This is a genomic window from Amycolatopsis sp. NPDC050768 (assembly GCF_040654155.1).
Classification (GTDB): Bacteria; Actinomycetota; Actinomycetes; order Mycobacteriales; family Pseudonocardiaceae; genus Amycolatopsis.
In genome coordinates this window covers 268622-282872 of sequence record NZ_JBFAHL010000009.1, presented here as the reverse complement: position 1 = coordinate 282872, position 14251 = coordinate 268622, and the positions used below count along the sequence as shown (strand labels likewise).

At 70.5% G+C, this 14251-nt stretch carries 13 protein-coding genes; 7 read left to right on the top strand and 6 right to left on the bottom strand.

From position 1 onward, the window contains the following. Positions 1-36: 36 nt before the first annotated feature. The 3 genes from AB0H62_RS27085 to AB0H62_RS27075 are packed head-to-tail and all read left to right on the top strand — an operon-like array spanning position 37 to position 2659. A complete protein-coding gene (locus AB0H62_RS27085) occupies positions 37-942 on the top strand; it encodes an aldose 1-epimerase family protein (protein WP_220244566.1) in 906 nt (301 codons plus the stop codon). Beyond that, positions 909-1427, top strand: coding sequence for a GNAT family N-acetyltransferase (locus AB0H62_RS27080; protein ID WP_220244565.1), 519 nt, complete (start codon positions 909-911; stop codon positions 1425-1427). The genes AB0H62_RS27085 and AB0H62_RS27080 overlap by 34 nt, the downstream gene beginning before the upstream one ends. Before the next feature lie 11 nt (positions 1428-1438). Beyond that, positions 1439-2659 carry an amidohydrolase gene (locus AB0H62_RS27075; protein WP_220244564.1) on the top strand — a complete coding sequence of 407 codons (1221 nt, stop codon included), beginning with the start codon at positions 1439-1441 and terminating at the stop codon, positions 2657-2659. A gap of 51 nt (positions 2660-2710) precedes the next feature. Here the strand turns inward: AB0H62_RS27075 and AB0H62_RS27070 are convergent, their stop codons facing one another. Then, entirely contained in the window at positions 2711-3856 is a 1146-nt protein-coding gene (locus AB0H62_RS27070; protein ID WP_360588964.1) for an acyl-CoA dehydrogenase family protein, read from the bottom strand. A gap of 126 nt (positions 3857-3982) precedes the next feature. On the opposite strand from AB0H62_RS27070, the gene AB0H62_RS27065 reads away from it, so the two are divergent. The 4 genes from AB0H62_RS27065 (at position 3983) to AB0H62_RS27050 (ending at position 8482) form a co-directional block, all read left to right on the top strand. Continuing rightward, positions 3983-4579 carry a TetR/AcrR family transcriptional regulator gene (locus AB0H62_RS27065; RefSeq protein ID WP_360588962.1) on the top strand — a complete coding sequence of 199 codons (597 nt, stop codon included), beginning with the start codon at positions 3983-3985 and terminating at the stop codon, positions 4577-4579. A gap of 41 nt (positions 4580-4620) precedes the next feature. After that, positions 4621-5562, top strand: coding sequence for a carbohydrate kinase (locus AB0H62_RS27060; RefSeq protein ID WP_220244561.1), 942 nt, complete (start codon positions 4621-4623; stop codon positions 5560-5562). A 191-nt stretch (positions 5563-5753) separates the two neighbouring features. Next, positions 5754-7070 carry a citrate synthase gene (locus tag AB0H62_RS27055; protein ID WP_220244560.1) on the top strand — a complete coding sequence of 439 codons (1317 nt, stop codon included), beginning with the start codon at positions 5754-5756 and terminating at the stop codon, positions 7068-7070. 71 nt (positions 7071-7141) lie between these two features. Next, positions 7142-8482 carry a deoxyribodipyrimidine photo-lyase gene (locus tag AB0H62_RS27050; protein WP_360588959.1) on the top strand — a complete coding sequence of 447 codons (1341 nt, stop codon included), beginning with the start codon at positions 7142-7144 and terminating at the stop codon, positions 8480-8482. Positions 8483-8539: 57 nt separating this feature from the next. Here AB0H62_RS27050 and AB0H62_RS27045 read toward each other — a convergent pair whose 3' ends face one another. The 5 genes from AB0H62_RS27045 to AB0H62_RS27025 all read right to left on the bottom strand — a co-directional run bounded on the left by AB0H62_RS27045 (position 8540) and on the right by AB0H62_RS27025 (position 14244). Then, positions 8540-9706, bottom strand: coding sequence for a serine hydrolase domain-containing protein (locus tag AB0H62_RS27045; protein ID WP_360588957.1), 1167 nt, complete (start codon positions 9704-9706; stop codon positions 8540-8542). Positions 9707-9802: 96 nt separating this feature from the next. Next, the gene (locus tag AB0H62_RS27040) at positions 9803-10996 is read right to left on the bottom strand and encodes an ABC transporter permease (RefSeq protein WP_220244558.1); all 1194 of its coding nucleotides are present in this window, start codon (positions 10994-10996) and stop codon (positions 9803-9805) included. After that, a complete protein-coding gene (locus tag AB0H62_RS27035; protein ID WP_220244556.1) occupies positions 10993-11904 on the bottom strand; it encodes an ATP-binding cassette domain-containing protein in 912 nt (303 codons plus the stop codon). Before AB0H62_RS27035 ends, AB0H62_RS27040 begins: the two co-directional genes overlap by 4 nt. 87 nt (positions 11905-11991) lie before the next feature. Then, positions 11992-13527, bottom strand: a complete 1536-nt coding sequence (locus AB0H62_RS27030) for a glycerol-3-phosphate dehydrogenase/oxidase (protein WP_360588954.1) — start codon at positions 13525-13527, stop codon at positions 11992-11994. A 72-nt stretch (positions 13528-13599) separates the two neighbouring features. Beyond that, complete coding sequence (locus tag AB0H62_RS27025) at positions 13600-14244, bottom strand: TetR/AcrR family transcriptional regulator (RefSeq protein ID WP_220244553.1); 645 nt, start codon at positions 14242-14244, stop codon at positions 13600-13602. Positions 14245-14251: the final 7 nt, after the last annotated feature.

Below are 14251 nucleotides of genomic sequence, written 5' to 3'. Positions count from 1 at the left end.
CGCATCCACGTGGTGTCCGCCGGTAATGTCTGCGGCATGGCCAACCCCACCGGAGAGCAGTTCGAAATCACCCGCGGCAACGCGCGCGCCATCGTCACCGAGATCGGTGCCGGCCTGCGTGCGTTCGAGGTCGGCGGCGTGCCCTACGTCGAGGAGTACGCGGCCGATGAGATGCCGCCGAAGGGCCTCGGCCAGGTGCTGCTCCCGTGGCCGAACCGCACGAAGGGCGGCGAGTGGGAGTTCCAGGGCGAGATGCAGCAGCTGGAGATCACGGAAGCCGCGCGTGGCAACGCGATCCACGGCCTCACTCGCCACAAGGAGTGGGAGCTGCTGGAGCACGCGGAATCGTCGATCACGCTCGCGGTCGACGTCGAGGTGCAGCCGGGCTGGCCGGTGCCGTTGCGCGCCACCATCACCTACGAACTGCAGCCGCGCGAGCTCACGATCACGCACGAGATCCGCAACGAGGGTGAGCAACCCATCGGCGTTGGCGTGGGCACGCACCCGTACTTCCGCATCGGCGACGTGCCGACCGACGAGCTCACGCTCACGCTGCCGGCTTCGCGCGTGCGCCCGTACGTCGGTGACCAGCAGATGCCGTACGCGGACGAGCAGGATGTCGCGGACACCGAGTACGACTTCCGCAGCGGCCGGGTGCTTGCGGGCGTCGACCTCGACACGGCGTTCGGCTCGCTTTCCCTGGCCGACGACGGCACGCACCACCACGTGCTCTCGTACGAGGACCAGCGGCTGGTGGTCTGGACCGGCCCCGACTTCCGCTGGGTGCAGGTGTTCACGCCCGACGACCTGACCGGCCGTGGCCGCGCTGTCGCGCTCGAGCCGATGACCTGCCCGGCCGACGCGCTCAACACCGGCACCGACCTGATCGAGCTGGAGCCCGCGACGTCGTGGTCGGGCAGCTGGGGCATCCGCGTTCCGTGACCGTGTCGCCCGAGCTGCTGACCGGGGCCGACGCCGGTGAGCTGCTCACGCTGCAGCGCGCCGCGTACCTCAGCGAGGCCCGCGCGCACGACAACTTCGAGCTCCCGCCGCTGGTGGAGCCGTTGGAGAGCGTGCGTGCGGCGCTCGCCGACCCGTCGCTGCCGGTGTGGGGCGTGCGCGCCGGCTCGCGGCTGATCGCGACGGTGCGGGTCCGGGTGAACGGCGACGTCGGCGAGGTCGGCCGGCTGGCCGTGGCGCCGGACCGGCAGGGCGAGGGCCTCGGCACGGCTTTGCTGCTCGTGGCGGAGGAGCTGGCACCTGCGGAGGTCGCGCGGTTCCGGCTGTTCACCGGCGAACGTTCCGCCGGGCCGCTGCGGCTGTACGCGAAGCTGGGCTACCGCGAGACCCACCGCAGCCCCGAGGCGGACTACGAGCTCATCCACCTGGAGAAACCCCGCGAGCGGGCACCGGCGGCAATTCGTTAGCGTGTCAAACTATGGCTTCTAAGGCGATTGTGGGGGGCTACGTCGTCCCCGTCGGTTCGGCTCCCATCGAAGACGGCACCGTGCTCATCGAAGACGGCCGGATCGTCCAGGTCGGCGCCGCCGCCGACGTGGACGTGCCGGAGGACGCCGAGCTCGTCGACGCGTCCGGCAGCTGGGTTCTGCCCGGCTTCATCGACGCGCACGCGCACCTCGGCGTCCACGAGGACGGCGAAGGCTGGGCCGGCAACGACACCAACGAGATGACCGACCCGAACGGCGCGCGCTTCCGCGCGGTCGACGGCATCGACCCGTACGAGCCGGGCTTCGACGACGCGCTGGCCGGCGGCGTCACGAGCGTGGTGATCAAGCCGGGGTCGGGCAACCCGATCGGCGGCCAGACCATCGGCGTGAAGACGTGGGGCCGCAGCATCCTCGACATGACGTTCGCCGAGCAGGTGAGCGTGAAGAGCGCACTGGGCGAGAACCCGAAGCGCGTGTACGGCGACAAGAAGCAGACGCCGTCGACCCGCCTCGGCGTGGCCGCGATCCTGCGTGAGGCGTTCACGAAGGCCCGCAACTACCAGGCCAAGCGCGAGCACGCCCTCGCGGAAGGCAAGCCGCACGAGGTCGACCTGACGCACGAGACGCTGTCGAAGGTCCTCGACGGCGAGCTGTACTGGGACCAGCACGTGCACCGCGCCGACGACATGGTCACGGCCATCCGGCTGGCCGACGAGTTCGGCTACAAGCTCGTGATCAACCACGGCACCGAGGGCCACCTCATCGCCGACCTGCTGGCCGAACGCGGCGTGCCCGTCATCCTGGGCCCCCTGTTCACCACCAAGTCCAAGGTCGAGCTGCGCAACCGCTCCCTGCGCTCGGCCGGCATCCTGGCGCGCGCGGGCGTGAAGATCGCCATCACCACCGACCACCCCGTGGTGCCGATCAACTTCCTCGTCTACCAGGCCGCCCTCGCCGTGAAGGACGGCCTGGACCCCGAGACGGCGCTGCGCTCGCTCACCGTGCACCCGGCCGAGATGCTGGGCCTGGACGACCGCATCGGCTCCCTGGCGCCCGGCCTGGACGCCGACGTGGTCCTCTGGTCGGGCGACCCGCTGGACGTCATGAACCGCGCCCTGCGCGTCTTCGTCCGGGGCCGCGATGTCTACCACTACGACGAGTCCACGGGCGAGGGCGTCGCGGCGGACCGCCGGTACCGCGAAACCCGCTGACCTGCGCGTGGGTGCTGCCCGCTTCGGCCGGCAGCACCCACGAAGCGGGGGTCAGGCAGCCTTCAGCGCCCTCGCGATCAGCATCCGCTGGATCTGGTTCGTCCCCTCGAAGATCTGCGGGACCTTCGCCTCGCGCATGTATCGCTCGACCGGGAAGTCGCGCGTATAGCCGGCGCCGCCGAGGACCTGGACGGCGTCGGTGGTCACCTGCATGGCGCCGTCGGTGGCGACGAGTTTCGCAACGGACGACTGACGCTGGAAGTCGAGGCCGCGGTCGCGGCGGCGGGCGGCGTCGAGGTAGGTCGCGCGGGCGGATTCGACGGTGGCGGCCATGTCGGCGAGCAGGAACTCCAGGCCCTGGAACTCGATGATGGGCTTGCCGAACTGGGTGCGGCCCTTGGCGTAGGCCACGGCCTCGTCCAGCGCGGCCTGCGCCAGACCCACGGCGCACGCGGCGATGCCGAGGCGGCCGGAGCTCAGTGACGACAGGGCGATCTTCAGGCCGGAACCCTCGTCGCCGATCCGGCGGGAGACCGGCACCCGCGCGTTGTCGAAGATCATCTGCGCCGTCGGGGAGCCCGTGAGGCCCATCTTGCGTTCGCGAGGAGCCGCGGACAGACCGGCAGTGGCGGCGTCGACGAGCAGGCACGAGATGCCGTGGCCGCCGTCGTCGCTCGTGCGGACCATGGTGGTGTAGAAGTCGGCGGCGCCGGCGTGGGTGATCCAGGCCTTGGTGCCGTTGACCACGTAGTCGTCGCCGTCACGGCGGGCGCGGGTCGACAAAGCGGCCGCGTCGGAGCCGGCCTGCGTCTCCGACAGGGCGTATGCGCCCAGCAGTGCGCCGCCGAGCATGTCCGGCAGCCAGCGGGAGCGCTGCTCGTCGGACCCGTAGTGGGCCAGCGCGTAGCAGGACATCGTGTGCACCGACAGCCCCACGCCGACGGTCATCCACGCGGCGGAGATCTCCTCCAGCGCCTGCAGATACACCTCGTACGGCAGGTCGGAGCCACCCCAGCGCTCGGCGTACGGCAGCCCCAGCAGCCCGGACTTGCCCAGCAGCGTGAACGCGTCGCGCGGGAACTCCTCGGCCTCCTCGGCCGCCGCGGCGCGGGGCTTCAACTCGTCGCGCGCCATCTCCCTGACCAGCGCGAGCAGGTCCTCGGCCTCGGGGGTGGGCAGCAAACGTTCCGCCGGCATGGCTCCTCCAGTGGCAGGAGTACTGAAAACAGTACTGGGGGCCGTTTGAGAGTACCGTACGGAGGTGGGAGCTGTCCTGCGTTAATGAGGGATAGTGACGCGATCAGGAAAGCTGGTGGCCCCCCGATGGCAGTACCGTCTGACCGCGAAGCCCGACGTCGCCCGACGGCGCGGCAGCAGGCGTTGCTCGCCGAGCTCGAGGCACTGTTCCTCGCGGAGGGTTTCGCCGGCTTCACGCTCGACGACCTGGCCGCCCGCCTGCGCTGCTCCAAGTCGACCCTCTACGCGCTCGCCCCCAGCAAGGAGCAGCTCGCGGTGAAGGTCGTCGCCCACTTCTTCAGGGGCGCCGCGAAGCGCATCGAGACCCGCATCGAGGGCATCGACGACGCGCGCAAGCTGATCGGGGAGTACCTCGCCGGCGTCTCGGAGCACCTGAACCGCGCGTCGCCCGCCTTCATGACCGACATCGCGCAGTTCGAGCCGGCCCGCGACACCTACCAGCTCAACAGCCGCGCCGCCGCCCGCCGCATCCGCGCGTTCATCGACAAGGGCGTGGCCGACGGCGTGTTCCGCGACGTGCACGCCCGCCTCGTCGCCGAGATGACGGGGCTGATCGTCGAGGGCATCCAGACCGGGGTGCTCGGACGCCGCACCGACGTGTCCGACGCCGAGGCGTTCACCGCGCTCGGCGAGCTCCTCCTCGGTGGGTTGAACAAGGACTGAGGACAGGATTTGTCACGAAACCGTCCTCTACACTCGCGCTCGTGATCGTGGTGGGTGGAGAGGCGCTGGTCGACCTCGTTCCGGGTGAACTGCTGGACTCCAATGTGGACGGTGGGCTGCGCGCTCTGCTGCCACGGCTGGGTGGCGGGCCCTACAACGTCGCGCTGGCCGCCGCGCGGCTCGGTGTGCCGGCGTCCTTCCTGTCCCGCGTGTCCACCGACCGGTTCGGTGTCGCGCTCGTCGACCGGCTCGTCGACTCCGGCGTGGACACCTCGCTGCTGCAGCGCGGCGACGAGCCGACCACGCTCGCCGTGGTGGCACTGGACCAAACGGGTGCCGCTCGCTACACCTTCTACGTCGAGGGCACGGCCGACCGGCTCGTGACCGACCCGGGCACGCTGCCCGACGACGCCACCGCCCTTTCGCTCGGCACGCTCGGCCTGGTGCTGGAGCCCGGCGCCAGCGCGTACGAAGCGATGCTGCGCCGAGAGGCCGCGCGCGGCACGCTCACCGCGCTCGACCCGAACATCCGCGAGGCGCTCATCGCCGACCCGGCCGCCTACCGCGCACGGTTCGCGTCGTGGCTGCCCGATGTCCGGTTGCTGAAGATCTCCGACGACGACGCGGCGTGGCTCACCGAAGGAGCCGATCCGGTGGCGGCCGCGAAGACGTGGGTCGAGTCCGGTGTGGACGCGGTCGTCCTGACCCGCGGCGCCGAAGGGCTGTCCGTGATCACCGCCGCAGGTGAGCTGGCCCACGTGCCTTCGCGGCGGGTACCGGTGGTCGACACGATCGGGGCGGGCGACACCGTTCAGGGCGCGCTGCTGGCGTGGTTGCACACCCGCGAGGTCCGTGACCTGGCCGCACTCGACGCCGACGCGTGGCGCGAGGCTCTCGGCTACGCCGCGAAAGCGGCCTCGATCACCGTCTCGCGCAGCGGCGCGGAGCCGCCGACGGCGCGGGAAATGGCTTCCACCGTGTGAACCTGGTCCCAAAGGGGCTATTGAGGGCAACGCAGCGGCTGCGCGCACACCCTTATTTCGACTAGCGTAGGGGGGAATTCATACCCCAGCGGGGCGGTGTGCAGCGAGGCGCGTGTTTCCTCGCGTGAACACGTGGCTACCTGTGGAACGTACAGGCGCCGCCGGCCCGTGCCAACGTGAGAGGGACCTGCATGTCCGACGCGACGAATGCGGGGCAGTCCGGCGGCGAAACCGCGACGCTGCGCCTGCCGAGTGGCGAGCACGAATTCAAGGTCGTCCACCCGGTGGAGGGCGCACCCGGGATCGAGCTGGGGAAGCTGCTCGCGCAGACGGGGTACATCACTTACGACCCCGGGTTCGTGAACACCGGTGCCGCGTCGTCGGCCATCACCTACATCGACGGTGATGCTGGCATCCTGCGCTACCGCGGGTACCCGATCGAGCAGCTCGCCGAGAAGTCCAGCTTCATCGAGGTGTCCTACCTGCTCATCTACGGTGAGCTGCCCACCGAGGCCCAGCTCGCCGACTTCACCGAGAAGGTCCAGCGGCACACGCTGCTGCACGAGGACCTCAAGGCCTTCTTCTCGGGCTTCCCGCGCGACGCGCACCCGATGCCCGTGCTCTCGAGCGCGGTCTCGGCGCTGTCGACCTTCTACCAGGACTCGCTGAACCCGTTCGACGAGCCCAACGTGGAGCTGTCCACCATCCGCCTGCTCGCGAAGGTGCCGACCCTGGCTGCCTACGCGTACAAGAAGTCCGTGGGCCAGCCGCTGCTGTACCCGGACAACTCGCTGGGCCTGGTGGAGAACTTCCTGCGGATGACCTTCGGCTTCCCCGCGGAGCCGTACGAGGTGGACCCGGCCGTCGCCAAGGCGCTCGACCTGCTGTTCATCCTGCATGCCGACCACGAGCAGAACTGCTCGACGTCGACGGTGCGTCTGGTCGGCTCGTCGGAGGCGAACCTGTTCGCCAGCATCTCGGCGGGCATCAACGCGCTGTTCGGCCCGCTCCACGGCGGTGCCAACGCGGCCGTTCTCGACATGCTCGAGGGCATTCGCGACGAGGGCGGCGACGTCGCCTCGTTCGTGAACCGCGTGAAGAACAAGGAAAAGGGTGTCAAGCTCATGGGCTTCGGGCACCGGGTCTACAAGAACTACGACCCGCGCGCGAAGATCATCAAGAACACCGCCGACGAGATCCTCGGCAAGATCGCGGGCGGCGACCAGCTGCTCGACATCGCCAAGAAGCTCGAGGAGACGGCGCTTTCCGACGACTACTTCGTCGAGCGCAAGCTGTACCCGAACGTGGACTTCTACACCGGCCTCATCTACCGGGCGCTCGGGTTCCCGACGAAGTTCTTCACCGTGCTCTTCGCGCTCGGCCGGCTCCCCGGCTGGATCGCGCACTGGCGCGAGATGATCAACGACCCGCAGACCAAGATCGGGCGCCCGCGCCAGATCTACACCGGTCACGCGTCGCGCGACTACAAGTCGATCTCGGAGCGCTGAGTTCCCCGCTCTGGACTGTTCTGAACGCCCCGCCGTGCAGCCGCACGGCGGGGCGTTTAGCGTTGGCGGGTATGACGAGCCTGCTGTGGTTCCGGCGAGACCTGCGGCTCGGCGACCACGCGGCGCTGCTGGCGGCCGCGGAGGCCGGCGAGCCGGTGCTGGCGTTGTACGTGCTGGACGAGAAGCTGCTGAAGCCATCGGGCGCGCCGAGACGGGCGTTTCTGTTGGGGTGTCTGGAATCGCTGGACGCCGCGCTGGACGGCCGGCTGATGGTGGTCCACGGCGATCCGGTGCGGGAAGTCGTGCGGGTGGCGCGGTCGGTGGGCGCTTCGGCGGTGCACGTCAGCTCCGATGCCGGTCCTTATGGCCGGCGCCGTGACGCCGCCGTGGCGGAAGCCTTGGCGGAGCACGACATTTCGTGGGTGGTCACCGGGTCGCCCTACGCGGTGGCGCCGGGGCGGGTGACCAAACCGGACGGTGATCCGTACCGGGTGTTCACGCCGTTCCACCGCGCGTGGACACGGCACGGCTGGCGGCGGTCGGCGGATACGGGTGCGTCCCTTGTGGACTGGGTGACGCCTGCTGCGTCGCGGAAGCTCCCCGCACTTCCGGACCTCGGGGAGATGGCGTTGCCTGCGCCCGGCGAACCGGCGGCACTCTCGGTTTGGCACGATTTCCTGGACTCGGGCGTGCGTTCCTATGCCACCGACCGCGACCGCCCCGACCGTCCGGGCACCACGCGGATGTCGCCCTACCTGCGCTGGGGCGCCATCCACCCGCGCACGATGCTCGCCGACTTGTCGGGTGATTCCAGCGACGGCGCCCAGGCGCTGCGCTCGGAGCTGTGCTGGCGCGAGTTCCACGCGGATGTTCTGTGGCACCGCCCCGAAACCGCCCGTGAAAACTACGACTCTCGCTTCGACCGCATGGACCACGACTCCGATTCGGACGCGTTCGACGCGTGGTGCGCCGGCCGCACCGGCTACCCGATCGTCGACGCCGGCATGCGCCAGCTGCTGGCCGAGGGCTGGATGCACAACCGGGTCCGGATGGTCGTCGCGAGCTTCCTCGTGAAGGACCTGCACTTGCCTTGGTGGTGGGGCGCGCGGCACTTCATTCGTCATCTGGTGGACGGTGATCTCGCGTCCAACCAGCTGAACTGGCAGTGGGTCGCAGGCTCGGGTACCGACGCGGCGCCCTACTTCCGCGTCTTCAACCCGACCACGCAGGGGGAGAAGTTCGATCCCGACGGGGACTATGTGCGGCGTTATGTGCCGGAGCTGCGTGGGGTGGCGGGGAAAGCGGTGCACAAGCTGAAGGATCGGCCGTCGGGCTATCCGGAGCCGTTGGTGGATCACGCGCATGAGCGGCAGGTGGCATTGCAGCGGTATGGCGCGATCACGGGCTCTTGAGGTGCTGAGGTCCTGAGTGGACGGTCCGGACCCCTGGACCGGGCCGTCCACCCGGCGTCAGAGACCGGCGATCGCGAGCGCGAGCTTCTGCACGATCTCCGGCTGGCCGTCGAAGTCCTTGTCGGTCGTGTTGATCGAGTAGACGACCCTGCGTTGCAGATCGCGGGTGGCCCAGATGCCGTTGGTGTAGCCGTAGCGGCTGCCGGTCTTGCCCCAGACGGTGACGCCGTTGACGGTCTCGGTCATGAGGCCCTGGCTGTAGATCGCGGGGTCGTCGGTGCCGAAGGTGGTCACGGCCGGCACGGTGAACATGCGCTGCAGCACGGGTTTCGGCACCAGCCGGCCCTGGAAGAGGGCGATCAGGAACTTGTCGAGGTCGGCGGTGGTGGAGATCATCTCGCCCGCGGCCCAGGGGATGGACTGGTTCATGCGGGTCAGGTCCACGAGCTGCCCGTTCACGAGCTGGTAGCCGTGGGCGTACGGCGCGGGCAGGTTCGGGTCGTTGCCGGGCACGGAGGTGTCGCGCAGGCCGAGCGGGCGCAGGATGCGGTCGCGCACCTCGTCGCCGTAGGAGTGGTGCGTGAGCTTCTCGACGAGCAGCCCGGCGACGAGGTAGTTGGTGTTCGTGTACTGCTGGCTCGTGCCGGGCGCGAAGACCAGGTCGTGCTGGAACGCCGTGGCCAGCACCTGCTGCGGCGTGAAGACGGTGTAGCGGTGGTCGACGATCCACTGTGGATCCTCGGGCAGGTCGACGCCGGGCAGGCCGCTGGTGTGGTTGAGCAGCTGCGCGACGGTGATCCGCGGGTAGTTCGCCGGCAGCAGGCCCGGTAGGTAGCGCTGAACGGGCGCGTCGAGGTCGAGGCGGTGCTCGGCGGCGAGCTGCAGTACGACGACAGCAGTGAACGTCTTGGTGATGCTGCCGATGCGGAAGTGCGCGTTCGCCGGGACGGGTGCCCCGGTGCTCAGGTCGGCTGTCCCGGAGACGCCGCTCCACGCGCCGGCCGAGCCGCGGACCTGCACGAGCGCGCCGGTGGCCTGGGCGTTGGGCAGGCCGGCGATGGCACCCGCCAGCGAGGCCGGGTTCATCGGCGGCAGCGTGGACCGCGACGGCGCTGAATGTCCCGGCGCGGCGGGCTCGGCGAGCGCGGCCGGGGTCACGGCGGCGGTGAGCAGGAGGGCGGCGCTCGCGGCCGCGGCGATGCGGATCAGCGGGTTTCTCTTCATGACAGCGAGTCTTTCGACTCGCGAACGACCTGCCATCGGGGAGAAACCCGGGCTCGGCTACCTAAGGGTCAGCCGGGCGGGGTCATTCGTGCACTGTCAGCCGCGCAGGGCCTCGAGCAGCTTCAGCCGGCTGCCCACGCGCAGCACGCCGTTGCGGTAGATCCGCGCCCCGACCCACGTCACGAGGGCGATCAGCGCCGCCGTCAACACCAGTGACAGCACGATCTCCCACAGCTCGGCCGAACCCGTGGCAATGCGCGCCGGCATCAGGATCGGCGACAGCAGCGGGATGAGCGAGAGGATCTTCGTCGCCGCGCCGTCGGGTGACTGCGTGAGGAGGTTGATGCCCGCTACGAACCCGATGACCAGCGCGATGTTCACCGGCGCCACCACCGTCTGCGTGTCTTCCTGGCGCGAGACGAGCGAGCCCGCCGCGCCGTAAATCATGGCGTAGAGCAGGAAACCGAGCAGGTACCACACGACGCCCCACACCACGGCGCCGACGGCGATGCCCGAGATCGACCCCAGTACACCGGTGCCCAGCGCCGCGAGGAGCCCGACCACGGCGAGGATCCCGAGCTGCGCCAGCCCGACCAGCCCGAGCCCGATCACCTTGCCCAGCAACAGGTGCCACGGCCGCACGGCCGCCAGCAGGATCTCCACGACCCGGCTCGACTTCTCCTCGACCACGCCCTGAGCCACGAGCATCCCGTACGTGATGATGCTCAGGTACAGCAACACCGCCACCACCACGCCGACCACGAGCTTCTGCCCGGCCCGCGGATCGCGTTGCTCCAGCGGCAGCACGTCGACGTGGGCCGCGGACACCGCCTGGTGCACGGCGACCGGGTCGAGGTGTGCGGCCGAGAGCTGTGCGTCGAGCACCTGCTGCTGAACGATCCCGTCGAGGGTGTGCTGCAGCGTCGGGTTCACAGTAGACTTAACGGTGACCCGCAGCCGCGAGGCGCTGCCGGACACGAGCGCGTCGACGTCGCCGCTGCGTACCTGCGCAAGACCGTCCTGTTCGGACGCGACGGTGACCACGTCGATCGTCTCCCCGCCGGCCTTCCCGGCCAGCTGTAGCTGCTGCGCGATCCCTTGTGCCTGACCGGTCAGCGCGACCTTGGTCGTGGTGGCGGACCCGAGGAGAAACGCCTGCAGCGCAACATATCCGACAAGCAGCAGCAACAACACCGCCGTGCTGACCACGAACGCTCGCGTGCGCAGCCGCGTGTTCACCTCGCGTTTCGCCACGAGCCGCACGGCCCGCACGGCGCTGATGCGGCTCACGCCGGGCCTCCCTGGGCGACGGCGTCGCGGAACAGCTCGGTCAGCGATCGCCGCTGCCGGCTGAACTCCGTGACCGGCCCGGTGGCCAGCGCGGCGGCGAGCACGGCCTGGTCGTCGGCGCTCGATGCCAGCTCCAGCACCGTCGTCGCGCCGGAAGACTCGACCACGCGCGCGCCGGGCACGGTCGACGCCCAGCCGGGCCGCGCGCCCGGCGCCGTGACCACGAGCCGGCTGCCGGCGCCGCGCGTGAGGTCCTCGACCGTGCCGACGGCGACCATGCGCCCGTCGCGGATGATCCCGACGCGGTCGCACAGGCGCTCGACCAGGTCGAGCTGGTGGCTGGAGAACACCACGGGCACGCCGGTGGCCGCCTTCTCCCGCAGCACCACGCTCATCACGTCGACGGCGATCGGGTCGAGGCCGGAGAACGGCTCGTCGAGCACCAGCACGTCGGGGTCGTGCACGAGCGCGGCCGCGAGCTGCACGCGCTGCTGGTTGCCGAGGCTGAGCTTCTGCACCTCGTCCTTGCGGCGCTCGCCCAGCCCGAGCCGCGCGAGCCACAGCTCGGTGGCGCGGTGGGCGTCGTTGGTGCTCAGGCCGTGGAGCTCCGCGAGGAAAACGAGCTGGTCGAGCACCTTCATCTTCGGGTACAAACCGCGCTCCTCGGGCATGTACCCGAAGCGCGTGCGGGTTTCGTGCGTCACCGGCTCGCCCGCGAACCGGACCTCCCCGGAGTCGGCGGCGAGCACGCCGAGCGCGATGCGCATGGTGGTGGTCTTGCCGGCGCCGTTGCTGCCGACGAAGCCGAACAGCTCACCCGGCCGCACATCGAACGTCACGCCGTCGAGGGCGAGCTTGCGGCCGTAGCGCTTGGAGATCGCGTCGATCTCGAGTGCTCCTCCGGGCAAAACCGCCCCCTCTCCGAACACCTGTGTGGACAGTGGTGAGCCGCGCGTCGCCAACTCTAGCGAACGGCGCGGGTCCTCTCCCGGTGTTCAGGACAGTCCGGCCAGGGCCTTCTCCACGAGCTCCGCCACGCGGGCGCGCGCGGCGTCGGCTTCGGCGGGGACGAGCGACAGGCGGGTGCGGCGTTCGAGTACGTCTTCGACGTCCAGCGCGCCCTCGTGGCGGACGGCCCAGACGACCTCGGCCGCGGTGATCTGCGTGCCGTCGAACAGCGGGGCGGCGAACGTCCGGTCGACCTCGCCGAGGGCGGCGACGCGGGGAGCTTCCGTGCCGTACTTTGCGACCAGGCGGGCCGGAGCGTCCACAAGGGACAGCCGGGCGCGTGGGGCGGCGCCCAGCAACGGCAACCGCGAGGTGCGCGACGGGCCGGCGTGCAGGCCCGAGTGCACCAGCGCGGCGTCGACGGCGTCCTCGGCCATGCGGCGGTAGGTGGTGAGCTTGCCGCCGACCACGGTGAGTACGCCGTCGGTGCCGGTGACCACGGCGTGTTTGCGCGAAAGATCGGCGCTGCTGCCGGCGGAGCCGGCGACCAGGGGGCGCAGGCCGGCGTAGGAGCCGATCACATCGGCGCGGGACAGCGGCCGGGCGAGCACGGAGGACGCCACGGACAGCAGGAAGTCCACATCGGACTCCGGCACTTCGGGAACCGGCGGGATCTCACCCTCGATGGGCTCGTCGGTGAGTCCCAAGTAGACGCGGCCGTCGACCTGCGGGAGCAGGAAGACGAACCGGTTGCTCTCCCCGGGCACGGCGACGTTCACCGACGTCCCGCCCACCGCGGCGGCGCCCGGCGAGAGGACCAGGTGCGAACCGCGCGACGGCCGCAGCCGCACGGCGTCGGTGAGCGTGCCTGCCCAGACACCGGTCGCGTTGACGACCTGGCGTGCGTGGAGTTCGTACTCGGCCGAGCCTTCACGCACGCGCACGCCGGTGCCCGAAAGCGACACGGCTTCCAGGTGCGTGAGGATCCGCGCGCCCAGCATCGCGGCCGTGCGGGCGAGGTTCACGACCAGGCGCGCGTCGTCGACGAGGGCGCCGTCGTAGGCGAGCAGCGCGCCGCGCAGACCGGCGGGCGCGAGGCCCGGAGCCAGCGCCACGGCCTCGGCCACCGGGATCTGCCGGGGCCTCGGCAGCACCGACGATGGCGTGCGCGCGGTCCGGCGCAGCGCGTCACCCGCGCGCAGGCCGGTGGCGATCACGGCCTGCTGCGCGCGGGAAGTACTGGGGTACAAGGGGAACAGCTGCGGCATCGCGCGCGTGAGGTGTGGCGCCGTGCGCGTCATCAGGATCCCGCGCTCGACAGCGCTTTCGTGCGCGAGGCCGAACTCGCCCTTCGCGAGGTAGCGCAGGCCGCCGTGCACGAGCTTGCTCGACCAGCGTGACGTGCCGAATGCCAGGTCGTGGGCCTCGACCAGCGCGACCGACAATCCGCGGGCCGCCGCGTCGAGCGCGATGCCGGCGCCGGTGACGCCGCCGCCGACCACTATGACATCGACTCGCTCACCGTTCGTGAGCCGGTCCAGCTCACGCTCGCGCCGGCGTGCGTTCAGCGAGCCGGTGCTCATGCCGCCTCCGCGGGGAGGAGTGCGTCGGCGGTGCTCATGCCGCCTCCGCGGGGAGGAGAACGTCGGCGGTGCTCATGGCTTGAGGGCCGCGTCGACGAGGTACCGGAACTCGTCGAGCAACGCCTGCTCGTCGAGGTCCGCGGTGGCGGGCCGCAGTGAGAACGCGAACGACTGCACGACCAGCAGGATCGAGCGCGCCTGCGCGGTGACCTCGGCCTGGCGCACGGAACCGTCGCGGTGCCCGGCCTCGAGCAGCTGGCGCAGCACCTGTTCGGCGAAGATCTGCGTGGCCCCGAGCCGCTCCACGATGTAGGGCAGCACGAGCTCCGGGTCGACGTCGAGCAGCGTGCGGAACAGCGGGTCGGCCGCGAGTGCGCTGACGCCGGCCGCCGCGATGAGCACGAGGCGCTCGCGGGTGTTGGCCGCGTCGTCGCCCGCGTGGCTGGCGTGTTGGAGCAGGCCGCTGAACTCGCGCGTCATCAGCGCGGCGAGCACACTGCGTACGTCAGGGAACCGGCGATACACGGTCATGCGGCTCACGCGCGCGGTGCGCGCGATCTCGGCGAGCGTGGTGCGCCGGACACCGACCGCGAGCACGCACTCGCGCGCGGCGTCGAGCAGCACGTCGTCGGCAACGCGCGCTGAGGTCTGGCGGCTGCGGGCCCCCGCGAGGGCCGAGGGAGTCTCTCCCGGTGGGGAGTGACGTTTGACGTCCATATGTCAC

Excerpts from the sequence above, each read along its gene's own strand:
- AB0H62_RS27085 (WP_220244566.1), top strand. The coding sequence starts at position 37 with ATGGCCAACCCCACCGGAGAGCAGTTCGAAATCACCCGCGGCAACGCG.
- AB0H62_RS27075 (WP_220244564.1), top strand. The coding sequence starts at position 1,439 with ATGGCTTCTAAGGCGATTGTGGGGGGCTACGTCGTCCCCGTCGGTTCG.
- AB0H62_RS27070 (WP_360588964.1), bottom strand. The coding sequence starts at position 3,856 with ATGCCGGCGGAACGTTTGCTGCCCACCCCCGAGGCCGAGGACCTGCTC.
- AB0H62_RS27065 (WP_360588962.1), top strand. The coding sequence starts at position 3,983 with ATGGCAGTACCGTCTGACCGCGAAGCCCGACGTCGCCCGACGGCGCGG.
- AB0H62_RS27055 (WP_220244560.1), top strand. The coding sequence starts at position 5,754 with ATGTCCGACGCGACGAATGCGGGGCAGTCCGGCGGCGAAACCGCGACG.
- AB0H62_RS27050 (WP_360588959.1), top strand. The coding sequence starts at position 7,142 with ATGACGAGCCTGCTGTGGTTCCGGCGAGACCTGCGGCTCGGCGACCAC.
- AB0H62_RS27045 (WP_360588957.1), bottom strand. The coding sequence starts at position 9,706 with ATGAAGAGAAACCCGCTGATCCGCATCGCCGCGGCCGCGAGCGCCGCC.
- AB0H62_RS27030 (WP_360588954.1), bottom strand. The coding sequence starts at position 13,527 with ATGAGCACCGGCTCGCTGAACGCACGCCGGCGCGAGCGTGAGCTGGAC.
- AB0H62_RS27025 (WP_220244553.1), bottom strand. The coding sequence starts at position 14,244 with ATGGACGTCAAACGTCACTCCCCACCGGGAGAGACTCCCTCGGCCCTC.